This window comes from Pseudomonas sp. PS02302, assembly GCF_029959585.1.
Taxonomy (GTDB): Bacteria; Pseudomonadota; Gammaproteobacteria; order Pseudomonadales; family Pseudomonadaceae; genus Chryseomonas; species Chryseomonas aestiva.
Genome location: NZ_JASCON010000042.1, coordinates 23,196 through 46,925, shown reverse-complemented (window position 1 = coordinate 46,925; position 23,730 = coordinate 23,196). Strand labels below are relative to the sequence as shown.

Annotated in this window: 22 protein-coding genes and 1 tRNA gene; 13 read left to right on the top strand and 10 right to left on the bottom strand. The window is 65.4% G+C overall.

From position 1 onward, the window contains the following. Positions 1–91 precede the first annotated feature (91 nt). Entirely contained in the window at positions 92–271 is a 180-nt protein-coding gene (locus tag QMX82_RS15260; protein WP_133861123.1) for a hypothetical protein, read from the bottom strand. A gap of 169 nt (positions 272–440) precedes the next feature. Beyond that, the gene (locus QMX82_RS15255) at positions 441–1,844 is read right to left on the bottom strand and encodes a hypothetical protein (RefSeq protein ID WP_282285036.1); all 1,404 of its coding nucleotides are present in this window, start codon (positions 1,842–1,844) and stop codon (positions 441–443) included. 136 nt (positions 1,845–1,980) lie between these two features. On the opposite strand from QMX82_RS15255, the gene QMX82_RS15250 reads away from it, so the two are divergent. After that, complete coding sequence (locus tag QMX82_RS15250; RefSeq protein ID WP_208691714.1) at positions 1,981–2,232, top strand: CsbD family protein; 252 nt, start codon at positions 1,981–1,983, stop codon at positions 2,230–2,232. A 79-nt stretch (positions 2,233–2,311) separates the two neighbouring features. Here the strand turns inward: QMX82_RS15250 and QMX82_RS15245 are convergent, their stop codons facing one another. From QMX82_RS15245 to tesB, 3 genes are all read right to left on the bottom strand, one after another. Continuing rightward, positions 2,312–2,680: a response regulator gene (locus QMX82_RS15245; RefSeq protein WP_208691715.1), complete on the bottom strand. Its 369-nt coding sequence runs from the start codon at positions 2,678–2,680 to the stop codon at positions 2,312–2,314. Between the two features lie 25 nt (positions 2,681–2,705). Further along, positions 2,706–4,202 carry an ATPase domain-containing protein gene (locus tag QMX82_RS15240; protein ID WP_208691716.1) on the bottom strand — a complete coding sequence of 499 codons (1,497 nt, stop codon included), beginning with the start codon at positions 4,200–4,202 and terminating at the stop codon, positions 2,706–2,708. A gap of 63 nt (positions 4,203–4,265) precedes the next feature. Next, positions 4,266–5,126 carry an acyl-CoA thioesterase II gene (gene tesB / locus QMX82_RS15235; protein WP_282285030.1) on the bottom strand — a complete coding sequence of 287 codons (861 nt, stop codon included), beginning with the start codon at positions 5,124–5,126 and terminating at the stop codon, positions 4,266–4,268. Positions 5,127–5,297: 171 nt separating this feature from the next. Between tesB and QMX82_RS15230 the strand changes: the two genes are divergently transcribed. From QMX82_RS15230 to QMX82_RS15195, 8 genes are all read left to right on the top strand, one after another. Beyond that, positions 5,298–6,914 (top strand): histidine kinase famiy protein, encoded by a 1,617-nt coding sequence (locus tag QMX82_RS15230; RefSeq protein WP_208691718.1) that lies wholly within the window; start codon positions 5,298–5,300, stop codon positions 6,912–6,914. Then, positions 6,911–7,543 carry an exopolysaccharide biosynthesis protein gene (locus tag QMX82_RS15225; protein WP_282285026.1) on the top strand — a complete coding sequence of 211 codons (633 nt, stop codon included), beginning with the start codon at positions 6,911–6,913 and terminating at the stop codon, positions 7,541–7,543. Before QMX82_RS15230 ends, QMX82_RS15225 begins: the two co-directional genes overlap by 4 nt. Then, positions 7,540–8,466 (top strand): histone deacetylase family protein, encoded by a 927-nt coding sequence (locus QMX82_RS15220; RefSeq protein WP_282285024.1) that lies wholly within the window; start codon positions 7,540–7,542, stop codon positions 8,464–8,466. Before QMX82_RS15225 ends, QMX82_RS15220 begins: the two co-directional genes overlap by 4 nt. 12 nt (positions 8,467–8,478) lie before the next feature. Beyond that, the gene (locus QMX82_RS15215) at positions 8,479–9,255 is read left to right on the top strand and encodes an NYN domain-containing protein (protein ID WP_282285022.1); all 777 of its coding nucleotides are present in this window, start codon (positions 8,479–8,481) and stop codon (positions 9,253–9,255) included. Positions 9,256–9,409: 154 nt separating this feature from the next. Next, complete coding sequence (locus QMX82_RS15210) at positions 9,410–10,651, top strand: zinc-dependent alcohol dehydrogenase (RefSeq protein ID WP_017642201.1); 1,242 nt, start codon at positions 9,410–9,412, stop codon at positions 10,649–10,651. Between the two features lie 53 nt (positions 10,652–10,704). Continuing rightward, entirely contained in the window at positions 10,705–11,949 is a 1,245-nt protein-coding gene (locus QMX82_RS15205; RefSeq protein ID WP_282285018.1) for an NAD(P)/FAD-dependent oxidoreductase, read from the top strand. 204 nt (positions 11,950–12,153) lie between these two features. Further along, the gene (locus QMX82_RS15200; protein WP_282285016.1) at positions 12,154–12,750 is read left to right on the top strand and encodes an FUSC family protein; all 597 of its coding nucleotides are present in this window, start codon (positions 12,154–12,156) and stop codon (positions 12,748–12,750) included. Between the two features lie 20 nt (positions 12,751–12,770). Next, positions 12,771–13,268 carry an FUSC family protein gene (locus tag QMX82_RS15195; RefSeq protein ID WP_282285014.1) on the top strand — a complete coding sequence of 166 codons (498 nt, stop codon included), beginning with the start codon at positions 12,771–12,773 and terminating at the stop codon, positions 13,266–13,268. 18 nt (positions 13,269–13,286) lie between these two features. On the opposite strand, the gene QMX82_RS15190 is transcribed toward QMX82_RS15195, so the two are convergent. Further along, positions 13,287–15,179: an alkaline phosphatase family protein gene (locus QMX82_RS15190; RefSeq protein ID WP_282285012.1), complete on the bottom strand. Its 1,893-nt coding sequence runs from the start codon at positions 15,177–15,179 to the stop codon at positions 13,287–13,289. Between the two features lie 138 nt (positions 15,180–15,317). Between QMX82_RS15190 and QMX82_RS15185 the strand changes: the two genes are divergently transcribed. Then, the gene (locus tag QMX82_RS15185) at positions 15,318–16,628 is read left to right on the top strand and encodes a DEAD/DEAH box helicase (protein ID WP_282285010.1); all 1,311 of its coding nucleotides are present in this window, start codon (positions 15,318–15,320) and stop codon (positions 16,626–16,628) included. A 216-nt stretch (positions 16,629–16,844) separates the two neighbouring features. On the opposite strand, the gene cysS is transcribed toward QMX82_RS15185, so the two are convergent. Both cysS and QMX82_RS15175 read right to left on the bottom strand, forming a co-directional pair. Continuing rightward, the gene (gene cysS / locus QMX82_RS15180; protein WP_187979711.1) at positions 16,845–18,230 is read right to left on the bottom strand and encodes a cysteine--tRNA ligase; all 1,386 of its coding nucleotides are present in this window, start codon (positions 18,228–18,230) and stop codon (positions 16,845–16,847) included. Beyond that, entirely contained in the window at positions 18,230–19,918 is a 1,689-nt protein-coding gene (locus tag QMX82_RS15175; RefSeq protein ID WP_282285007.1) for a glutamine--tRNA ligase/YqeY domain fusion protein, read from the bottom strand. Before QMX82_RS15175 ends, cysS begins: the two co-directional genes overlap by 1 nt. A gap of 145 nt (positions 19,919–20,063) precedes the next feature. Here QMX82_RS15175 and QMX82_RS15170 point away from each other — a divergent pair, with 145 nt between their 5' ends. The 3 genes from QMX82_RS15170 (at position 20,064) to QMX82_RS15160 (ending at position 22,280) form a co-directional block, all read left to right on the top strand. After that, positions 20,064–20,558, top strand: a complete 495-nt coding sequence (locus QMX82_RS15170; RefSeq protein WP_007158996.1) for a peptidylprolyl isomerase — start codon at positions 20,064–20,066, stop codon at positions 20,556–20,558. Next, a complete protein-coding gene (gene lpxH / locus QMX82_RS15165) occupies positions 20,555–21,283 on the top strand; it encodes a UDP-2,3-diacylglucosamine diphosphatase (protein WP_282285003.1) in 729 nt (242 codons plus the stop codon). Before QMX82_RS15170 ends, lpxH begins: the two co-directional genes overlap by 4 nt. A gap of 184 nt (positions 21,284–21,467) precedes the next feature. After that, the gene (locus QMX82_RS15160; RefSeq protein ID WP_133861139.1) at positions 21,468–22,280 is read left to right on the top strand and encodes an HDOD domain-containing protein; all 813 of its coding nucleotides are present in this window, start codon (positions 21,468–21,470) and stop codon (positions 22,278–22,280) included. 74 nt (positions 22,281–22,354) lie between these two features. Here QMX82_RS15160 and QMX82_RS15155 read toward each other — a convergent pair. Then, positions 22,355–22,444: transfer RNA gene (locus QMX82_RS15155), tRNA-Ser, on the bottom strand. 533 nt (positions 22,445–22,977) lie between these two features. After that, positions 22,978–23,715, bottom strand: a complete 738-nt coding sequence (locus QMX82_RS15150; protein WP_282285000.1) for a proteasome-type protease — start codon at positions 23,713–23,715, stop codon at positions 22,978–22,980. Positions 23,716–23,730 lie beyond the last annotated feature (15 nt).

Sequence of the window (23,730 nt, the reverse complement as noted above, 5' to 3'; positions counted from 1 at the left end):
AAAATGCCTTAGACGTGTCCCTGGCGGCGGGCCGGACAGCACGCCTCCCCGGCGCCGAGTGGGGCGCCGGGGCGGCGGAACAGCAGCCCGACTAGTTGGCGTTGTTCTGGTAGAGCGCGGAGACCCGGTTCGGATGCTCCGACTGGAACTGCGTTTGCGCATTGGCACGGATCGACTTGTTCGATACATCGCGGCTGGCTGCGGACGCCGTACCCGAAAGCAGGCCCAGGAACAGGACGGCGACGATGGCTTGGACACCCAGGACTTTCATAGCGAATACCTCTTGGTTTGGCTGTTTCGATAGACACAGCGTACTCCTGGTACTAATTCGCCAAAAAGAGCCCTTTTCGAGAGTGATATTTACCTATAAGGCAAATATCATATGGGAACTTCCAGGTCGTTCCTGAGCGTCCGGGATTCGGCCAAGGGCTCTGGCGCGGCTATCGCAACTCCCGCAGCTGCTTTTCCAGCCCCATGGCCCGGCCAGCGCCGACACTGGTCAGGTGGAAGAAGCCGTAGTCTTCCAGATAGGTCCAGCGACTCCGCGGTCCGCTCCCCGCCTCGCCATGCTGGCACTCCAGGGTCTTGGCCCGGCCGCTGAGGCTTGCCAGTACCTTGCGTGCCTCGCCTTCGCTCACCACCTTGCAGGACAGCCGGATTTCGCGCTGCTCGTTGCCTTTGAGATTGCCGGTCAGGGATTGCCGCGCCTGATAGCCAACCTGGCTGCCCACGGCGAGGGCGCGCCAGTCGCCGCTGAAGGCCAACTGGTCCAGGCTGGCCACTTCTTCCACCGGCAGATTGCCGTTGTCGATACGGGTGCGGCGGACCAGATCGATCAGCCCGCGCCAGGTGAGCGAATCGACCCGGGCCGCCTTGCCCTGGGCACTGAAGCGCAGCAGTCCGGGCTGAGGACCGGCGCTGACCTGAACCTCTTCGCGATAGGCATGGGTCTGACCTTCGTAGCGGCTTTCGCCCTCCTCCACGAAGCGCTGGACGGCCAGACGCGGTGCCGGCAGCGCTTGCGCCTTTAGCGCCTGCAGGGGCTGTGCCTGGGCTGCGGGCAATTCACCGAGGGGCGGCGGTGCGGTCGATGGCGTAGCCGCAGCCTTGACCCCCTCCAGGCGTGGCGTGGCCAGCAAGGCGTCCCGACGATCACAGGCGGCTTCCAGCAGCGTACGCCGCTCGACCGGCGCCGTCGTGAAGGCCTCCTGACCTTGGGCGCCCAATTGGCTGTCGGTCACCCGCCCGCGGTCGTCCAGGCCATAGCGCGCCAGCAGCAGGTAACGGCGCGCCGTGCAGTCGGCGGCCAGGGATTCGCGCCACTGGCGTACCGGAGCGCCATAGCGTGGCGTCTGCACCGCGACCGCCAATTGCTGACCGCCCCAGAAGCGGCGTACTCCGTTGGCATCCATCAGGCTGTTACGGTCGATCAACAGGGTATCACCCCCGGGGCCGCTGGCGAGGGCGCGCCAGTCGGTGTTGGCCGGCTGGGCGCAGAGCGCCGCCACATCGGGACGCTGCTTGAACGCCGCGACCTTGGCAGCGCTCAGCGGCAGGGGCGCGGCATAGGCATTCACCCGCCCGGGATAGACCCGCTGAGCGCCATCCAGATAGAGCAGTTCCGCCTGGTCAGCCGCGCAATCCAGAGATACCAGGGCGGAACCGCCATCCTCCAGGGCGAGCGCCAGCTGCAGGCGTGAATCCTCGCGCAGGACGCTTCCGCCGATGACCGGACGGGCAAAGAGGTCGTCGGCACTGGTCGGGGGCTCGACCGGCGGCTGCTGGGTACTGCAGCCAGCCAGTAGCGACAGCAGGCAAAGGGCGGAAAAACGGCTGGAGATCATGAATCCTCTCGGCAGGGAACCGCGAAAGATGTGGCGAACGGCAAATTGACCTGAACGAAATGCGTCTGGCGCGGATCAATAAAGGAAGCATGCCGCTTGGCATGACCTCCCCCGTTTTCCAACACGAGGTGCATTTATGAATACCGATCAGATCATAGGCAGTGCCAAGGATGCTACCGGCAAGGTCCAGGATAGCTTTGGCGCCGCAACCGGCAATGCCGATTGGCAGGCCGAAGGCAAGGCCCGTCAACTGGAAGGCAAGCTGCAGGAGCAGTATGGCCAGGCCATCGACTGCGCGCGCAATGTGACCGCCGACAAGCCCTTCACTGCACTGGCCATCGCCGGCGGTGTCGGTTTCGTACTGGGCGTACTGCTTTCGCGCTCCTGATCGGAGACGCAGGGCTGGTTGCGCGCCAGCCCCAAACGAAAAAGGCCTGTCTAGACAGGCCTTTTTCGTTTGGGGCTCGTTAGCGCTCCAGGGTGACCAGTTGCCGGTGTACCGCATCCACGATGTCGCCGATGTTGAACGGCTTCTGGAACACGGCGTCGAACAGGTCCCCGCTCTCCTGGGCCAGGTGCGCCTGGGCTCCGCTCATCAGGATGATGGGCAGATGTTGCAGCCCCTGACGTTCACGCAGGGCCTCTGCCAGTTCACGACCGTTCATCACCGGCATCATGAAATCGGTGATGACCAGCGACGGTAGTTCTCGATCGAAGACATCAAGCGCGCGGCGACCGTTGCTCGCCTTGACCACCATGTAACCTTCGTCTTCGAGGGCGAAGGCCAGGATGTCCGCTATCAGAAATTCGTCATCGACTACCAGTATCGTCGTCATCTGGAGATTCTCCCACCCGACGCGATCATGGTTGTGTTGAGGGCATGGCTGAACCTGAAAGTACCTTCACCATGTCTTTGAATGCCTTTTTGAGTTCGATTCCCGAATCGTCTATCACCAGCTCACACAGAGAGGGATCGTAGATGCTGTCCCTGACCTTGAGGATGGACAGCACTCGCTTGATCTCGGCTTCGGCCTCGACGAATCGCAGCAGAATCAGATTGTCCACCATGCTGGAAAGTTCGGGCGCCGGCGCGGCTATATCAGCGCCAAAGACGTCGCGCAGTTCCCAGGTTGCTAGAACTGTGACGCCTTGGGTGCGTAGCTCGTTCAGTAACGCGCTGAAGTATTCGATGAGCCGTCCTTGCGGCAGGGCGAAGCGGGCGATGGCGCCGAGGCTGTCGATCACCAGCCGCTTGATGCCATGCTCTCTGACCATCGCCAGCAACTTGATGCCCACCTCGTCGAGGCGCATTTCGGTGGTGGGTTGCCAGTGCAGGTGCAGGGCGCCCTCGTCGAGGCGACTCGCCAGATCCACGCCCAGGGCGCTCGCCTTGAGCAGCAGCCGCTCCGGGGGTTCGTAGAAGCCGAACATCAGGGCGGGCGCTTCCGGCGTGCAGGCCGCCAGGAAGTTGAGACTTATGGAGGTCTTGCCAGCGCCCGAGGGCCCCATGATCAGGGTGGTCGAACTTTCCGGCAGGCCGTTTCTGATCATTGCATCGAGCGACGCCATGCCACTCGGCACGCGCCGGTGACCGATCCGGTAGGTCGAGCCCGCCGAGGGATCGCGATAGAGCGTCTCCAAGCGCGGGAACACGGTGATGCCGACATCGGAAATGGTGAACTCATGGAAGCCCGGCAGGGCGCCGCTGCCGCGGGTCTTGCGCAGTGCCAGCCGGCGGATGGTGCGACTGCCGATCTCTTCCTCGTGCAGATCCAGCACCCCGTCGACCATGGTGTGTTCCGGGCTGCCGTCTTCGAGGCGGGCGCTGGTTAGAAAGATCACCGTGCAACCGGCAAAGGCCGCGTGGCCCTGCAACTCGGCGATGAATTTCTTGGTGTCGATGGGCGTTTCCGCGCGCGAGCGGGCGTTGAGCAGGCCATCGACCACCAGCAGACTGGCCTTCTGCCGGCTGATCTCGCGCCGCAGCAGGCGCACCACCTCGTCCAGGCCCTCGCCTTCCATGGTGTCGAAGGCACTCAGATACTGGACCTGGTCACCGATGCAGGAGCGATCGAAGAAATCCAGCGTGGAAAAGAACTGGAACATCCGCTCATGGGTTTCCGACAGCATGGTCGCAAAGAGCACTCGCCCACCACCACGCACATGGTTGAAGGCGATCTGATTGGCCATGATCGATTTGCCGGAGCCCGGACGCCCCTGGATGACATAGGACGCGCCTGCGACCAGGCCACCCTTCAAGATCTCATCCAGCCCCTGGATACCGGTTACCACGCGCTCGAGTCGATTCAAGAACGATGCCCCAAACTGATTATGTGTCTGGACGCCCACCCCGGGCATCCGATCCTTCGCAGCAAGAGCCTATAAGGGTGCTGCGCAAATATCCAGCTAGAGGGTCTCGCCTCAGCCGCGTTTGCGAATCAGTCCTTCCTGAGCCACCGAGGCCACCAACTGACCGGCGCGGTTGTAGATGCTGCCGCGACACAGGCCGCGGGCACCGCCGGCCCAGGGACTGTCGATGGCGTACAGCAGCCAGTCGTCCAGGCGGAAATCGCGATGGAACCAGACCGCGTGATCAAGGCTGGCGATCTGCAGCGAGCGGTCCCAGAAGCTGGTGCCATGGGGCAGCAGCGAACTCGGCAGCAGGTTGAAGTCAGAGGCGTAGGCCAGCAGATAGCGATGCAGCGCCGGCTGGTCCGGCAGATCACCGGTGGCGCGGAACCAGACGTGGCGGACCGGTTCGGTGGGCTCCGGCTGGAAGGGATCGGTAAAGACCACCGGGCGCATCTCGATCGGCCGTGGCCCCAGCAACTTGTCGCGCAGCGGCGCGGGGATCAGCTCGGCATAGCGCTGGGCATGGGCGATCTCCGACTGCAGGGTCTCGGGTGCGGGCACCTCCGGCATGGTCGTCTGGTGCTCGAAACCAGGCTCCTCGACATGGAAGGAGGCGCTGCAGAAGAAGATCGGCTGTTCGCCCTGGAAGGCGGTGACCCGACGGGTGGAAAAGCTGCCGCCATCGCGGATGCGATCCACCTGGTAGGTCACTGGCTCCACCGCCGAGCCGGCGCGCAGGAAGTAGCCGTGCAGCGAGTGCACGCGGCGCTCCACCGGCACGGTCTGGCTGGCTGCCGACAGCGCCTGGCCCAGCACCTGTCCACCAAAGAGCTGGGGAAAGCCGAGATCCTGGCTGCCGCCTCGATACAGATCGGGGGCCAGGGATTCGAGGGTCAGCAGATCGACCAGGTTGTCCAGCACCTTGCTCATGGGGAGGGTTCCTTGACAGAGAGCGATCATCATACGCAAAACCGGTCAAATCCTGTGCGTTCGCCGTGCTTCCAGACCTATTGCTCATCGTATGACGATAACTGGTGGAGCTTGTGGCCGCATAAGTGGTCACAATGCAGGTATCGCTGTCCGCTCGCAGGCTTCCTCTCCATGACCGAAACCGCCAACGCTTCGTCTCCCCACCCTTCCGCCGCGCTGATCGCGGAGTTGGGCAAGGGCCTCGGACACGACGACATCTTCTTTGCCGCCGTGAAGAAGACCCGGATGCCGATGATCGTGACGGATCCGCACCAGCCGGATAATCCGATCATCTTCGCCAACGAATCCTTCCTGCGGACGACCGGCTACGCCCTGGACGAAGTGATGGGGCGCAATTGCCGCTTCCTGCAAGGGCCCGATACCCGCCCGGAGCACATCGCCGAAATCCGCACTGCCGTGCGCGAGCAGCGTGATTGCGACATCGAACTGCTCAACTACCGCAAGGACGGCTCGACGTTCTGGAACGCGCTGTTCATCTCGCCGGTGTTCGATCCCGAGGGGCAGCTGCGCTACTACTTCGCCTCGCAGCTGGATGTCTCCCGTCGGCGCGATGCCGAAGACGCCCTGCGCCAGGCGCAGAAGATGGAAGCCCTGGGTCAGCTCACCGGTGGCATCGCCCACGACTTCAACAACCTGCTGCAGGTGATGGTCGGCTATCTGGATATCCTGAGGATCAACCTGGACCGTCCGGAGCTGGACAAGGACAAGGCCAAGCGCCATGTCGACAACACCCGCGACGCGGTAAATCGGGCGGCGACCCTGACCCAGCAGTTGCTGGCCTTCGCCCGCAAGCAGCGCCTGACCGGGCGCGCAGTGGACCTGAACAAGCTCATCAAGGCCCGCCAGGGACGCCTCGCCCAGGCGCTGGGCGGGCCTTTCCGCTTCATCTTCCGCCCGGCGCCGGCGCTGTGGAATTGCCGTCTCGATCCGAGCCAGCTGGAAACGGCGCTGCTCAATATCGTCGACAACGCGCGCCTCGCCATGCAGGAGCGAGGCACGGGCACCCTGACCCTGGAAACCCTCAATGTCGAGGTCAGTGGCCAGGACCTGGCGCACGGTGGCCTGGCCCAGGGGCATTATGTCTGCATCGCCCTGACCGACACCGGCGGCGGCATGTCCACCGACGTGCTCGGGCGTGCCCTGGATCCCTTCTTCACCACCCGTGACGAAGGCCAGGGCAGTGGCCTGGGCCTGTCCATGGTCTATGGCTTTCTCAAGCAGTCGGGCGGCCTGGTCAGGCTCTATTCCGAAGTCGGCATAGGCACCTCGGTGCGCCTCTACTTCCCGGTTTCCGAAGAGGAAGCGCGCGAGCATCCGGTACCTCTGCCCACCCCGCACGAAGACGGCGGTGGCTCCGAGACCATCCTGGTGGTGGATGACCGACCGGACGTAGCGGCGCTGGCCCAGGCCATCCTGGAGGAGACCGGCTACCAGGTGCTGGTCGCTCATAATGGCCAGCAGGCGCTGGATATCCTTGCCCGCGAGCCCGCGGTCGATCTGTTGTTCAGCGATCTCATCATGCCCGGCGGCATGAATGGCGTGATGCTGGCCAAGGAGGCCCAGCGGCGGCAGCCCGAATTGCGCATCCTGCTCACCACGGGGTATGCCAACAACGCGCTGGAGCTGGAGGAAGGCAACGGCGAGCGCTTTCCCATTCTCAACAAGCCCTATGGTCGCCAGGATCTGACGCGCTGGATCCGGCGCATGCTGGACAGCGGCCAGCCATGAAGGACCAGGCCCTGGAGCAGGAGCCCGCCAGCTGCGATGCCGGACAGGATGGCCCGGTGGATCTCCAGAGCTTTCTGGCCTGCCTGGAGCGAGTCGGCAACAGCCCCAGCCAGGTGTCGGTGCAGCACCTGATCGACGCCATCGGCAGCCGCTCCTTCGGTCCCATGATCCTCCTGCCGGGGGTGCTGGCGGTCTCGCCGCTGACCGGCATTCCCGGTATCGCCACCGCCATTGCCATCTTCGTGATGCTGGTGAGTGGCCAGCTGCTGCTCGGCCGGGATCATTTCTGGCTGCCGCGCTGGGTGCTGCAGCGTTCGGTCTCGCGCGGCAAGCTGCGCAAGTCGTTGCGGCTGCTGCAGAAGCCGGCGCGCTGGGTGGACAAGGTGGTCAAATCACGGCTGCGGGTACTCACCTCGCGACCGGCGCACTTCGTCACCGCCCTGCTCTGCATCCTCATCGCCGCGACCATGCCGGTGCTGGACCTTGTGCCCTTCGCCAATACCACGGCGGGGCTGGCATTGACCTCCTTCGCCCTGTCGCTGATCGCCCGCGACGGCCTGCTGTTCCTCCTGGCGCTGGGTTTCTGCACCGGCATCGTCTGGTTCATCCTGGAGCTTCTGGTGTTTTGAGCACGCGCCTGCCGCTGGTCTACCACGAGGACTACAGTCCACCCTTCCCCGCTGGCCATCGCTTTCCGATGGAGAAGTTCCGCCTGCTGCACGAGCACCTGAGCGCCAGTGGCATCCTCGGCGCGGACAACTGGCGGCGGCCCGAGCTCTGCCCGGACGAGGTGCTGGCGCTGGCCCATGCGCCCGACTACGTCCGCGCCTTCCAGGCCGGCGAGCTGGCGCCGCCGCTGCAGCGCCAGCTGGGCCTGCCCTGGAGCGAAGCCCTGGTGCGCCGTACCCTCCGCGCCGTGGGCGGTTCCCTGCTCACCCTGGAGCTGGCGCTGCGCCATGGCCTGGCCTGTCACCTGGCCGGCGGTACCCACCATGCGCACCACGACTATCCGGCCGGCTTCTGCATCTTCAACGACCTGGCGATCCTGGCGCTGTCGCTGCTGGAAAGCGGGCGCGCCGGACGGGTGCTGATCCTGGACTGCGACGTCCACCAGGGCGATGGCACGGCACGCATCCTCGCCGAGGTGCCGGACGCCGTCACCGTCTCGCTGCACTGCGCCACCAACTATCCGGCGCGCAAGGCGCACAGCGACTGGGACATCCCCCTGCCCCGCGGCCTGGACGATACCGGGTACCTGCAGGTACTCGACGACGCCCTGGGCTATCTGCTGCCGCTTCATCAACCCGACGTGGTGCTCTACGACGCCGGCGTCGACGTCCACCGCGACGACGCCCTGGGCTATCTGGACCTCACCGACGCCGGTCTCGCCGCCCGGGACGGGCTGGTCTTGCGGCGCTGCCTGGCGGCGGATATACCGGTGGTAGGGGTGATCGGCGGCGGCTATTCCGCCGACCGCCTGGCCCTGGCCCGCCGGCACGGCATCCTTCATCACACGGCAACCCAGGTCTGGCACGAGCTGGGCCTGAACTGAACGGGAGTTTTCATGAGCAAGATCGCCAAACCCGCCGAATCCAGCCAGGCGCGCCTGGCGGTGCTGATCGATGCGGACAACGCACCGGCCGCCATCGTCGACGGCCTCATGGCCGAGATCGCCCGCTTCGGCGTGGCCAGCGTCAAGCGCATCTATGGCGACTGGACCCAGCCGCAACTCAATAGCTGGAAAAAAGTGCTGCTCGACCACTCCATCCAGCCGGTGCAGCAATTCGGCTATACCAAGGGCAAGAACGCCACCGACAGCGCCCTGATCATCGACGCCATGGACCTGCTCTACACCCGGCGTTTCGACGGCTTCTGCCTGGTTTCCAGCGACAGCGACTTCACCCGCCTGGCGGCGCGCCTGCGCGAAGAAGGGTTGACGGTCTATGGCTTCGGCGAGGAAAAGACCCCGGACCCCTTCGTCTCGGCCTGCGACAGATTCATCTACACCGAGATCCTCAGGTCCAAGCCGCGGGAAGAACCGCGGGAAGCCACCGGCACCACCGACAAGCCGGCCACCACCAACCGCGGCAAGCCCAAGCTGAGCACCATCCTCAAGCTCATCGAACAGGCGGTGGAAGACGCCTCCGACGAAGGCGGCTGGGCCAATCTGGGCCTGGTCGGCACCAACCTGGGCAAGGTGCGTCCGGACTTCGACGCCCGCCTCTATGGGCATCGCAAGTTCAGTGGCCTGGTCAAGGCCCATGGCGATCGTTTCGAGGTCCAGGAGCGTGACCCCGCAGATCGCAGCGCGGGCAAGGCCGTCTATATCCGCAACCGCTAGCACCGCTGCGCCTGCCCGGCTCTGGCCTGGGCACTGGCGGCAACAAGCCGCGATCGGTCGCTATCAAGGTGCCATACCACCGGTCCGAGGGCGCGGAACCGCTCGGCTGGCGGTGGCCTCAATCCTAGGTGCTTACCGCCCTACGGAGACCGCCATGCGAGCCTTGACCTACCACGGTGCCCACGATGTCCGCGTCGATACCGTGCCTGATCCGACCATCCAGGATGCCGACGACATCGTCCTGCGGGTGACCGCCACAGCCATCTGCGGCTCGGACCTGCACCTCTATCGCGGCAAGATTCCCACCGTCGAGCACGGTGATATCTTCGGCCACGAATTCATGGGTATCGTCGAGGAAACCGGTCCGGCAGTGACCGCCGTGCAGAAAGGCGACCGGGTGGTGATTCCCTTCGTCATCGCCTGCGGCAGCTGCTTCTTCTGCAACCAGGATCTCTACGCCGCCTGCGAAACCACCAATACCGGCCGCGGCGCCATTCTCAACAAGAAGCAGATCCCACCGGGCGCGGCCCTGTTCGGCTTCAGCCATCTCTACGGTGGCGTACCGGGCGGCCAGGCCGAGTACGTGCGCGTACCCAAGGCCAACACCGGGCCCTTCAAGGTGCCCGGTACCCTGGCCGACGAGAAGGTGCTGTTCCTTTCCGACATCCTGCCCACCGCCTGGCAGGCGGTGCTCAACACCGGCATCGGTCAGGGCTCCAGCATCGCCATCTATGGCGCCGGGCCGGTCGGCCTGCTGTCCGCGGCCTGTGCGCGGATGCTGGGTGCCGAGCGCATCTTCATGGTCGATCACCACCCCTATCGCCTGGCCTATGCCCAGCAGACCTATGGCGTCATCCCGATCAACTTCGACGAAGACGATGACCCGGCAGCGACCATCATCGAGCAGACGCCCGGCAAGCGCGGCGTCGACGGTGTGGTCGATGCGGTAGGCTTCGAGGCCAAGGGCAGCACCACCGAGACCATTCTCGCCAACCTCAAGCTGGAAGGCAGCAGCGGCAAGGCCCTGCGCCAGTGCATCGCCGCGGTACGGCGTGGTGGCACCGTGAGTGTCCCGGGCGTCTATGCCGGCTTCATCCATGGCTTCCTGTTCGGCGACGCCTTCGACAAGGGCCTGACCTTCAAGATGGGCCAGACCCACGTGCAGCGCTATCTGCCGGAACTGCTGGAACACATCGAGCGCGGCGATCTCGCTCCTGAGGCCATCATCACCCACCGGATGTCCCTGGAGCAGGCGGTCGAGGGCTACAAGATCTTCGACAAGAAGCAGGAGGACTGCCGCAAGGTGATCCTGACGCCGGGACGCACGGAGCCCCTGATTCCGGAGCGGCTGGAAGAACCCCTGGCGGCGCCCCTGGGTCAGGCTGGCGTGGTCTAAGAGCCCAGCACCTCGCGTACAATGGCGGCTTTCCGTAGCTCCTGGATGCCGCCATGTCTCTCTCCCCCGCCCCCCCTGCAGTCGTTGTCATCGGGGGTGGCCCAGCCGGGTTGATGGCGGCCGAGACCTTGGCCGCTGCCGGCATCTCCGTAGACCTCTTCGACGCCATGCCCTCCGTGGGCCGCAAGTTCCTGCTGGCCGGTGTGGGCGGCATGAACATCACCCATGCCGAGGAACAGGCCGCTTTTCGCCGGCGCTATCGCGAACGCGAGAGCGGCGTCGGGCTCTGGCTCGATAGCTTCGACAGTGATGCCCTGCGTGCCTGGATCCATGACCTCGGCATCGAGACCTTCGTCGGCACCTCGGGGCGAGTGTTTCCCGCCGACATGAAGGCTGCGCCGCTGCTGCGCGCCTGGCTGCATCGCCTGCGCGATCAGGGCGTACGCATCCACACCCGCAGCCGCTGGCTGGGCTGGGACGCCGAGGGTCGGCTGCGCCTGGCGACCCCGGAAGGCGAGCGTCTCTTGCAGCCCCAGGCCTGTGTGCTGGCATTGGGCGGCGGCAGTTGGCCGCGCCTGGGCTCGGACGGTGCCTGGCAGGCCCTGCTGGCCGAACGTGGCGTCACACTGCGACCGCTGGAACCGGCCAACTGTGGCTTCGAGGTGGCCGGCTGGAGTGACTTCCTCAAGACCCGCCATGCCGGCGCGCCAGTCAAGCCCGCCGCCCTGGCCCTCCCCGGCCAACCGCCACGCCAGGGCGAATTCGTCCTTACCGAGACCGGCATCGAAGGCAGTCTGGTCTATGCGCTGTCCGCCGAGATCCGCTCGGCCATCGAAGGCGACGGCCAGGCAACCCTGACCCTGGATCTGGCACCCCAGCGCGACCTCGCCGAACTCGGCCGGGCACTCGCCAAGCCGCGCGGCAGCCAGTCCCTCGCCAATCACCTGCGGCGCCACGCCGGGATCGACGGCGCCCGCGCCGCCCTGCTTCGCGAGCTGGCCCCGGCGGAAACGTTCCAGGACATGGCTCGGCTGGCCCAGGCCTGCAAGGCCCTGCCCCTCACCCTGGTCAGACCGCGCCCCCTGGCAGAAGCCATCAGCAGCGCGGGCGGCGTGCCCCTGGAGGCATTGGACGAGGGCCTGATGCTGCGGCAATTGCCTGGCGTCTTCTGTGCGGGCGAGATGCTCGACTGGGAAGCGCCTACCGGTGGCTATCTGCTCACAGCCTGCTTCGCCAGCGGCCGCGCAGCGGGCCAGGGCGTGCTGCGCTGGCTGGCCGCTGGCGGCAGATCGGCCTGAGCGGCCCCGTCGCGATGCGCCGCTACCGCTCGGACACTAGAGCTTGACCCCGATCGATCGCGGCCTGGTTCGTTGCTTCGCTGAGCCAATCCCCTGCTGCGACCTGGTCGATCATCACGCCTCCCGCCCGGCAACAGCCTTCTTTGATGCCGGACGATCGGGCGCTGTAACCTAGGCCAAGACCACCGCGATCATCATGGATCCATGCCACCTTCCCAGGCGTTGTCGGAATTCAGGCAGTTGTTGCGCGATCTGGCGGGAGATCTCCGCCAGTTCGGCCGCGACCGTCGCCGCCTGGTCGACGAACTGGAAACCCTGACCTCGGTCTTGCTGGCGATCCTGCTCGGCCATTTGGCCGGGGTTCAGCATGTCGGTTGGGCGGCTTTCAGCGGCTATATCGTGATGAGGTCAGATGTCCGCGACAGCTTCGCGCGCGGCTGCCTGCGGGTGCTGGGTACCTGTATCGGCGCCGCAGGTGCCTTGTTGGTCCTGCGCCACCTGCAGCTGAACCCCTACGAGCAGGCTCTACTGCTGGGCACCGTGGGCAGCATCACCCTCTATCTGACCCTGGTGGGCCGCTATGGCTATGCCTGGTTGCTGGGCGGCCTCACCTACGCCATGGTGGTCCTGGCGAGCCTCCAGGCGCCCGCTCAGCTGGAGCAATACGCCCTGTCGCGCCTGTTGGAAGTGGCGCTCGGCACCTCGGCTTGCGTACTGGTGAGCGCGCTTTCCACCTACGGCATCCGTGCCCGCCTATGGCCCAAGGCACCGATCACGGTAGCCGCACCGCCGCGCGCCTAGGCGTCTGGCAACCCTTGGCATTGCGCCATGCGCTGCAGGGCGGTCTGGCCCTGGCCCTGCTGGCATTGGGCGCGACGGCGAAGATCGAGGTGGACATCAGCCAGGCGGCCATCACCATTCTGGCGGTCATGGTCGTTCCCTTCGACGGCCTGGGCAGCGCCGGCAAGGCAGTCTCCAAAAGGCTGCTGCATCGAATGCTCGGTTGCCTGCTCGGCGGCGGCCTGGCGGCCATTCTGCTGCTGGTCAGCCAGGAAAGTCTCTGGCTGACGCTGGCGGGCGTCGCGCTCGGCGTGCTGATCGGCAGACACCTCGAGAACGGCGCGCTCGGTATCGGCTATCTCGGCATGCAGTTCGCGCTGGCGTTTCTGGTGGTGATGGTGCCTGACCACTATGACCATATCGACCCGGTGGCAGGCATGGCGCGACTGGGCGGCATCCTGCTGGGTTTTCTGGTGCTGGAGCCGGTGTACTGGATCTCGACCTGGCTGATCAGGCGCCTGTCATCCTCGATAACCTAGCACGCGGCCGTGCTGACCTCAGGCCGGGCGCTCGACGAACGCGGTGGCCGGTGAGCCATCGGCATTGTGCTGGCGGATCACCGCCGGCCGCCCTTCCTCGTCCAGCAGCACCTGGCCGATACCGGCACCGTTCCACAGCCGCTCGCCGGCCTCGCGGCGATCGGGCAGGCGTGGCTGCAGCGCCCAGCGGCGGCGCTTGGTGAAGCCGTTGAGCGGCGACCAGGGTGCATAGAGCCAGCGATTGAGCCGGTCCAGGGTCGCCAGCAGGCGCGGCGGAAATTCGTTCTTGATGCCACTGCTGGTGATCTGCCAAAGCCGCGGCTCGCCCCGTCGGTCACGGATGCGGATGTCGTAGACGAAGGAATAGTGCACGTCGCCGGAGAGCACCACGTAGTTGCCCGGGGTGCGCCGGTGGCGAAAGATATTGAGCATGGTCTTGGCCGCACCGGGGTGGGCCATCCAGTTCTCGGCATCCACCATCAGCGGCTGGCCGAACCAGGTGAAGATGCGCTGCACCGCCTCGATCAGCTTGACGCCGAACATGGGCGCGGCCGAGACGATCACCGCGGAGGGATGGTCCAGCAGATCCTGTTGCAACTCGCAGAGGGCTTCCCAGTCCATCAGGCCCGACGGATGCTCCAGGCGTCTTTCGCTGCGCCAGCGGCGCGTGCGGGTGTCCAGCACGATCAGCGGCGGGTCGGTCTTGAGCACATAGTGCCATCCCTGGAAGCGCAGCAGATCGTCGATGCAGGTGTTCTGCACCGGGCAATTCAGCGTGCCATCGTCTCCCGCCGTTTCCAGCAGACGGGCCGTAGCTGCCAGCGGCTCGGCCACCAACTCGGGCGCATTGCCCCAGGCCTGGCAGAGCAGATAGGCCAGCAGCGCATTGCCGAGGATACGCCGGGAAAAGGGGTGGCCGTAGGCGGTCTCCTCCCAGCGGGCGGACAGATTCCAGTCATCGGTGACGTCGTGGTCGTCGAAGATCATCAGCGTCGGCACCCAGGCCAGGGCCCGCGCCGCCTGGGGCAGGGTCGCGACGAAGCCGTCGATGCAGCGCGATTCGGCGGCGTAACGCTCACTGTCCTTGGCGTCCAGCGCCGGCGGCACCACCGCGATCAGGCTCCAGGGTGTCGGCGACCAACAGAGCAGATAGAGCGCCAGCACCTCGCTCAGCGTCACCAGGTGATTGTGCGCATTGGTGGAGGTGAAGATCGGCTTTTCCACCCCGCCGAAGAATTTCTCCCGTAGCGCCCGGTTGGCCTTGAAGGCCGGCAGCAGGTCTTCGCGGTGATAGAGGTTGGCCGGATGGGCCATCAGCGCTTCGCTGTCCGCCACCACCGCGCCTTCGAGACCCTCGCCATGGAGGCCGAGGCGGCGGATCAGTGCCTGCACCGCCAGCAGCATCGGCCCGGCGACGTCGTCGGCATAGACCTGATCGCCGGTGAGCAGCAGGGCCGCGGGCCGCTCCGCGGGGGCCGTGCAGGCCTGCAGCAGGCGATCCACCGCGATCAGGCCATCGGCCGAGGCATGATGAGGCTTGCGGCAGGAGCCATGGAGCAGGTGATCGAAACGCGCGCGCAGCACGAAGCGTGGCAGCTCGCCCTCGGCGGAGAGCAGGTGTGGCGCCCAGTCGCGGATCCCGCCGCCGGCCAGCCGGACGTCGTACTGGATGAAGGCGTCGACCGGCAACGCGACGGCGGGCCGGACGTCGATCAGTTGTAGATAGGCGTGCTCGCCCAGGCGCAGGCAGCGCACCTCGGCCTGAGCCCCGAGCTCGACCGCGCCCTGCCATAGCCGTGGGACAGGCGCCTCGGCCGTGGTGGTCACCAGCCAGAGCAGCAACCGTGAGGCCTCGGTGCGCCGCAGCAGCGGGCCGGCCAGGACCGGGGGCAAGGTAGGGGTAGCGCTCATGGGGTCTCCTGTAGCCACGGAACTGACCACTATGCCGTGTCGGGATTCCGCCTGCAGCCGCCGCTTGGCTACAAAGTTTGAGCACGCGTCACAGTCGGCCTAGAATTCGCTCCCTTTTCGTCGCCTTCCGGGCCCGTCATGACCTTTGCCGACCTCGGCCTCATAGATCCGCTGCTGCAGGCGCTCAGCGCCCTGGAGCACAGCTCCCCTACCCCCATCCAGCGCCAGGCCATCCCGGCGGTGCTGGCCGGTCGCGACCTGCTGGCCGCCGCCCAGACCGGCACCGGCAAGACCGGCGCCTTCGGCTTGCCGCTCCTGCAGCGACTGGTGCAGGACGGCACGGCGGTGGCGCCCAACCATATCCGTGCGCTGATCCTCACCCCCACCCGCGAGCTGGCCGAACAGGTCCATGCCAGTCTGCGCGACTACGCCCAGCAGCTGCCCTTGCGCACCGCAGTGGCCTATGGCGGCGTCAGCATCAATCCGCAGATGATGAAGCTGCGCAAGGGCGTGGACGTGCTGGTGGCGACCCCCGGGCGCCTGCTCGACCTGTTCAGCCAGAACGCCGTACGCTTCGACCAGGTGCAGCTGCTGGTGCTGGACGAAGCCGATCGCATGCTCGACCTGGGCTTTTCGCGGCAGCTGGGCGAGTTGTTCGTCATGCTGCCGCGCAAGCGCCAGACCCTGCTGTTCTCGGCGACCTTCTCCGACGCCGTGCGCCAGCTGGCCGCGCCCGTGCTGCGCGATCCCCAGACGATCGACGTGAGTCCGCGCAACACCGCTGCCGTCACGGTCAAGCAGTGGGTGGTGCCGGTCGACAAGAAGCGCAAGACCGAACTCTTCCTGCACCTCTATCGCAGCGGTCGCCACGGCCAGGTGCTGGTGTTCGCCAAGACCCGCAAGGGTGTGGAGCAACTGGTAGAGGCGCTGCAGGCAGAAGGTCTGGCCGCCGAATCCATCCATGGCGACAAGCCCCAGCCCGCGCGGCTGCGCGCCCTCGCCCGCTTCAAGGCCGGCGAGGCGGACATCCTGGTGGCCACCGACGTGGCTGCGCGTGGCCTGGACATCCAGGACCTGCCACTGGTGGTCAACCTGGACCTGCCCATCGTCGCCGAGGACTATGTCCACCGCATCGGCCGGACCGGGCGTGCCGGCAACCAGGGCCAGGCCGTGTCGCTGGTCTGCGCGGATGAAGTGGAGCAGTTGGCCGCGATCGAGACGCTGATCGGCCAGGTCCTGCAACGCCGCGACGAACCGGACTTCATCCCCGATCACCGGGTCCCGGAAACCCGCCCCAACGGCCTGGTCGTGAAGAAACCCAAGAAGCCGAAGAAGCCCAAGGTGGGCGCGCCGGTGTCGGACAGGCCCCTGGGTCGCTGGGTGGAAGACGGCAAGCCGAAGGTCAAGTCGGTGCGCAAGTCGCCCGGTTTCGGCAAGCCGCGCAAGTAAACCCTGAGGTTTGGAGCGATGGACAAGGCTTCGCCGTTGTCCATCCTACGACGCACTCCGTAGCCCGGAAAACCGCGCAGCGTTTTCCGGGGATGGGACGGTGGAACAGGCCAAATCAGTCCCGTAGCCTGGAAAACCGCGCAGCGTTTTCCGGGGATGGTGGAACAGGCCAAATCAGGTGGATGACGCAGAACCGTCATCCACCTGATCGCAGACCTATTCCGCCAGGCGCCAAGTGGTGCCGCCCTTGCCGTCTTCCAGCACCACGCCGAGGGCGGTGAGCTGGTCGCGAATGCGGTCGGATTCCGCCCAGTTCTTTTCCGCGCGCGCGCTCAGGCGCGCCTGGATCAGGGCCTCGACCTCCGCCGCATCCACCCGCCCCGCCGCGTCGGCGCGCAGGAAGGCTTCCGGCTCCAGCTGCAGCACGCCGAGTACATCACCCAGTTCGCGCAGCCGCCCGGCCAGGCCAGCCGCCGCGGCAGGATCGCTCTCGCGCAGGCGGTTGATCTCGCGGGCCAGCTCGAACAGCACGCCACAGGCACCCGCGGTGTTGAAGTCGTCGTCCATGCACTGGGCGAAGCGCTCGGCATAGCTTTCGCCGCCCTGCGCCGGCGCCTGGGGCAGGCCCTTGAGCGAGTGGTAGAAGCGCTCCAGAGCGCCCTTGGCTTCGCGCAGGTTGTCTTCCGAATAGTTGATCGGACTGCGGTAATGGCTGGCGATCAGCAGGTAGCGCACCACCTCGGGGTGGTACTTCTCCAGCACCTCGCGCAGGGTGAAGAAGTTGCCCAGGGACTTGGACATCTTCTCGCCATTGATGGTGATCATCCCGCAATGCAGCCAGGCATTGGCGTAGGTCTTGCCGGTGGCCGCCTCGCTCTGGGCGATCTCGTTCTCGTGGTGGGGGAATTCCAGGTCGTTGCCGCCGCCGTGGATGTCGAAGGTCTCGCCCAGGCAGCAGGTGGACATCACCGAGCACTCGATATGCCAGCCCGGCCGCCCGGCGCCCCAGGGCGACGGCCAGCTCGGCTCGCCCGGCTTGGCGGCCTTCCACAGCACGAAATCCAGCGGATCTTCCTTGGCTTCGCCCGGCTCGATGCGGGCACCGATGCGCAGGTCCTCGATGCGCCGCCGCGACAGCTTGCCGTAGCCAGCGAAGCGATTGACCCGGTAGTAGACGTCGCCATTGCCCGCGGCATAGGCGTAGCCCTTGTCGATCAGGGTCTGGATCATGGCGTGCATGCCGTCGATGTGCTCGGTGGCGCGCGGCTCCTGATCGGGCTTGCGGATATTCAGCCGCGCCTCGTCCTCGTGCATCGCCTCGATCATCCGTGCCACCAGGTCGGTGAAGGGCTCACCGTTGGCATTGGCGCGATTGATGATCTTGTCGTCGATGTCGGTGATGTTGCGCACGTAGGTCAGGTCGTAGCCGCTATGGCGCAACCAGCGGGTGATGACGTCGAAGGCCACCATGCTGCGACCATGACCCAGGTGGCAGTAGTCGTAAACGGTCATGCCGCAGACGTACATCCGCACCTGCCCCGGCACCAGCGGCGTGAAGGCTTCCTTGGTCTTGGTCAGGGTGTTGTAGAGGTGCAGCGCCATCATTGCCCCCAGGAGTCGCGCAGGGTCACGGTGCGGTTGAACACCGGCTTGCCGGGCGCCGAATCCTTGGGATCGACGCAGAAGTAGCCCTCGCGCTCGAACTGGAAGCGGTCTTCCGGCTGGGCCTGGGCCAGCGACGGCTCGGCGCGGCAGCCCTGGAGCACCACCAGGGAATCGGGGTTGATGTTGTCGAGGAAGCTGCCGCCCTCTTCGCTCTTCTCCGGCTGCGCCGAACGGAACAGGCGATCGTAGAGGCGCACCTCGCACTCCACGCTGCCCTCGGCCGGCACCCAGTGGATCACGCCCTTGACCTTGCGACCCTCGGGATTCTTGCCGAGGGTGTCCGGGTCATAGCTGCAGCGCAGCTCGACGACGGTGCCGTCGGCATCCTTGATGGCTTCGTCGGCGCGGATCACGTAGCTGCCGCGCAGACGGACCTCGCCACCCGGCTCCAGGCGCTTGTAGCCCTTGGGCGGATTCTCTTCGTAGTCACCCTGATCGATGTACAGCTCGCGGGTGAAGGGCAGCTGGCGCACACCCAGATCCTGCTTGGGATGGCGCGCCAGCTCCAGATTTTCGACCTGGCCCTCGGGGTAGTTGGTGATCACCACCTTGAGCGGCTTGAGCACGCACATGGCGCGCGGGGCGTTCTGGTCCAGGTCCTCGCGGATGGCGAATTCCAGCATGGCCACGTCGACCACGCCGTTGGAGCGGGTCACGCCGATCATCTCGCAGAAGTTGCGGATGGCGGCCGGGGTGTAGCCGCGACGGCGATAGCCCGACAGGGTCGACATGCGCGGATCGTCCCAGCCGTGCACGTGGCCTTCGTCCACCAGCTGCTTGAGCTTGCGCTTGCTGGTGACGGTGTAGTTCAGATTGAGGCGGGCGAATTCGTACTGGCGTGGCTGGGCCGGCACCGGCAGCTTGGCCAGGAACCATTCGTACAGCGGGCGATGGTCCTCGAACTCCAGGGTGCAGATGGAGTGGGTCACGCCTTCCAGGGCATCGGACTGGCCATGGGTGAAGTCATAGCTTGGATAGATGCACCAGGCATCGCCGGTCTGGTGGTGATGGGCGTGGCGGATGCGATAGAGGATGGGATCGCGCAGGTTCATGTTGGGCGAGGCCATGTCGATCTTGGCGCGCAGCACCTTTTCGCCGTCCTTGAATTCGCCGGCCTTCATGCGGGCGAAGAGGTCCAGGTTCTCGGCCACCGAACGGTCGCGGAAAGGACTGTTGCGACCCGGCTCGGTGAGGCTGCCACGGTATTCGCGGGCCTGCTCGGGGGTGAGGTCGCAGACATAGGCCAGGCCTTGCTCGATCAGGTTGACGGCCCAGGCATAGAGCTGATCGAAGTAGGCGGAGGCGTAGCGCACCTCGCCAGCCCAGTCGAAGCCCAGCCAGTGCACGTCGCTCTTGATGGCGTCGATGTATTCCTGGTCTTCCTTGGCCGGGTTGGTGTCGTCGAAGCGCAGATGGCAGTCGCCGCCGAATTCCTTGGCCAGGCCGAAGTTCACGCAGATCGACTTGGCATGACCGATGTGCAGGTAGCCGTTGGGCTCGGGCGGGAAACGGGTGACGATCTTGGCCTGCTTGCCGGCGTCCAGGTCAGCCTGGACGATCTGCCGCAGGAAATGCGCGGGGGCGGCTTTGGCGGCGGTGGACGAGTCGGAAGTCGGCTTGCTCATGGGATCCTTAACTGGGCAGACGCACGGCCAGGGTAGGCCGAGCAAAGGTAAACCCGTATCATAGCCCAACCCGTCAAGTCCCGGCGAAACCCTTGAGGCCTCGCCGGGTCTGGATGCTGTCCCCCTTAGCTACGGATTCGCTGCCATGATCAAGCTGCACACCAACCACGGCGTCATCACCCTGGAACTCTTCGAGGACAAGGCGCCCGAAACCGCGGCCAACTTCAAGGAATACGTCAAGAGCGGTCACTACGACGGCACCATCTTCCACCGTGTGATCAGCAACTTCATGGTCCAGGGCGGTGGTTTCGAGCCGGGCATGAAGCAGAAGCCGACCCGCGCCCCGATCAAGAACGAGGCCAACAACGGCGTCTCCAACGCGATCGGCACCGTCGCCATGGCCCGCACCATGGACCCGCACTCCGCCTCGGCGCAGTTCTTCATCAACGTGTCCGACAACACCTTCCTCAACCACACCGCGCCTACCAGCCAGGGCTGGGGCTATGCGGTGTTCGGCAAGGTCGTCGAAGGCATGGACGTGGTCAACGCCATCAAGGGCGTCGCCACCACCAGCAAGGCCGGTCACCAGGACGTGCCGAGCGAAGACGTGATCATCGAGAAGGCCGAGATCGTCGAGTGATTTTACTGGTCTCCGACCTGCATCTCGAACCGCAACGCCCGGACCTGGTCCGGGCGTTTTTGCATCTCCTCGAAACCCGTGCCCGCGGTGCCGAGGCCCTGTACATCCTTGGCGATCTGTTCGAAGCCTGGATCGGCGACGACGCCATGGGCGCCTTCGAGCAGGAGATCGCCACCGCCCTGCGCCAGCTGGCCGACAACGGCTCGGCCGTCTACCTGATGCATGGCAATCGCGACTTCCTCATCGGCAAGGCCTTCTGCCACCAGGCCGGCTGCCGCCTGCTGCCGGATCGCCATATCACCGACTTCCACGGCCGCCGCGTGCTGCTGATGCATGGCGACACCCTCTGCACCCGTGACGAGGGCTACCAGAAGCTGCGCCGCATCCTGCGCAACCCTCTCACCCTCTTCGTCCTGCGCCACCTGCCGCTGGCCAGCCGCCAGAAGCTGGCGCGCAAGCTGCGCAGCGAGAGTCGCCAGCAGACCCGGACCAAGGCCATGGACATCACCGATGTCACCGAGGCCGAGGTCGAGCGGGAAATGCGCGCCGCCCGGGTGACGACGCTGATCCACGGCCATACCCACAGACCCGCCCGCCATGAACTGCTGCTCGATGGCCGGCCGGCCGAACGTATCGTGCTGGGCGATTGGGACAGACGTGGCTGGGTGCTGGAAGCCAGCGAGACGGGCCTGACCCAGGTCGATTTCTCCCTCGACGAACGGTAGAGGCGCTGCCAGGCATGCCTGGTTTTCTTGCGACAAGTCCCTGACCAGCAATGCAATTTCACTCAGCTACGCGGTCAGGACCGCGCGGACTGCGACCGATCGTCACATGACAGCTACAGAAATCCGCGCAGGCGACCGATGACGAGGGTGTCAGGAGATGTAACCCTTTTCCGCGGAGACGCCCATGCAACTCGACACCCTCTTTGCCCAGCTGCACAACCTGCCCAACGTCCCCGAAGTGGCGCAGGTCCTGATCCGGCAATTCGACGACCCAAACACCAGCATCGAAACCCTGTCACGCACCGTGGCGCGGGACCCGGTCATCGCCGCCAAGGTGCTGCGCCTGGCCAACTCGGCCCGCTTCCGTGGCGCCCGTGAATCCACCAGCATCGAAGATGCCGCCCTGCGCCTGGGCTTCAACACCCTGCGTACCCTGGTGCTGGCCTCGGCCTTCGCCAGCGGCTTCAAATCCGCGCCCGGCTTCGATCTGCAGGCCTTCTGGTACAACAGCTTCCTGGTCGCCAGCCTGTGCAAGCCGCTGGCCAAGCAGGCCGGCCTGGATCAGGAAACCGCCTTTACCTGCGGCATGCTGCATGACATCGGCGAGTTGCTGATCCAGAGCGGCGCGCCGGAGCTAGCCCCTAGCCTGGCCGGCCGCGCCACCGCCAGCAGCCATCGCGCCGCGGACGAAACCCTGCAACTGGGGTTTGGCTATCCGGAGGTAGGCGCCGAGCTGGCGCGCCGCTGGCAGCTGCCCCAGGTGCTGCGCGACGCCATCGGCTACCAGGCGCGCCCGTTGCAGGCACCGGAAGGCAATGGCTATGCGCTGATCGTGGCCCAGGCGGTCGCCGTGGCCGAGGTGCTCCACGAGAACGCCGGCGACAGCAAGGTGCAGGACCTGAGCGGCCCGCTGTTCGCCAGCATCGACCTGGAGCAGCTGACGGCCGTGCTGCCCAACGCCCGGGACACCGCCGCGACCTTCGCCCAGGCCGCCTGACGCTCGGCTCGCCTGGCCAAATCGCAGGCAAGAAAAAACCCCTGGAGCTGGGCTCTCAGGGGTTCTCTCAGATCTGGCGGTGAGGGAGGGATTCGAACCCTCGATAAGATTTCTCCTATACACACTTTCCAGGCGTGCTCCTTCAACCGCTCGGACACCTCACCAGATTTGCTCGGCGGCTGCATCTGCATCACCGAGGCGCGCAACTATAGGCAAAGGCGATTTCGATGGCAAGCTTTTTCTTCAATCGATTCATGCATTTGCATTCAAGACCTGGAAAGACCTGCGCCCTGCCCCGTTCACGGGATGACCGGTTGGTCGCCTCCCCCCTACTCCAGGTCATTGCTGCCTCCGACCAACGGTAGCGTCGCAAGCATTTTTCTAATCGGCTGAAAGCAAAGGAAAAATCGCCCGGTACGACATTTCTGATAACCGCCTGGCCGGTTACCGACACAAAACTGAAATTTATGTTCTATAGCTACTGGATAGTGCTCAAGCCTGCGGGTATCAGTAATTGCATGCCGCTGTTGCGCAAGCGCTTCCCGCTGAAGACGTCAAGGCTCTAAACAGCTAACAATAAAGGCCCCGAGTCATGTTCAAGAATCCCGTCCCCAAGTGGCGTCAGGCGAGTTTCGTGCTCATCGTCACCACCGTAGTGCTGGTCATCCCCAACCTCTCGCGGTTCGTTGGCTGATCCCTAGCGCCAATAGTCCGCAGGGGCTGCCGGCAAGTCTGCCAGCAGATCACGCAACCCCTCCCCCCAGCCCTTGCGCAAGGCCTGGAAGTAGGGATCGTGTTCGTCGATCCGATGACTGCTCACCTGCGCCAGTCGATCACGCGGATAGACCACCAGATCCAGCGGTAGTCCGACCGAGAGATTGCTGCGAATGGTGGCGTCGTAGGAGAGCAGTGCGCAGCGCAGGGCTTCCTCCAGCGGCGTCGCGAAGGTCAGCGCCCGATCCAGGATGGGCTTGCCGTATTTGCTCTCGCCGATCTGGAAGTAAGGCGTGTCTTCGGTGGCCCTGATGAAGTTGCCATGAGGATAAAGATTGAACAGCTCCGGCTCCGCGCCGCGGATCTGCCCACCCAGCAGAAAGGAACAGCTCAGATCCAGGCCGTGCCCCTGGGGTGCATCCTCGGCGTCGCGTCGCAGGACTTCCCGCAAGGTCTGCCCCAGCAGCCGGGCGGCGTCGTACAGGATGGGCACCCCGTGGAGGTTATCCTGCTCGCTGTCCAGCCGTTGCCGGAGCAGACTCACGACCGCCTGGGAGGTGGCCAGGTTGCCCGCCGACTGGATGGCGATCAGGCGCTCGCCGGGGATCCTGAACAGATGCAGCTTGCGGAAGATAGCGATGTTGTCGACCCCGGCATTGGTGCGGGAGTCGGCGACGAATACCAGGCCATCTTGCAGTTTCATGGCGACGCAATAGGTCATGCGAACCTCGGGTGA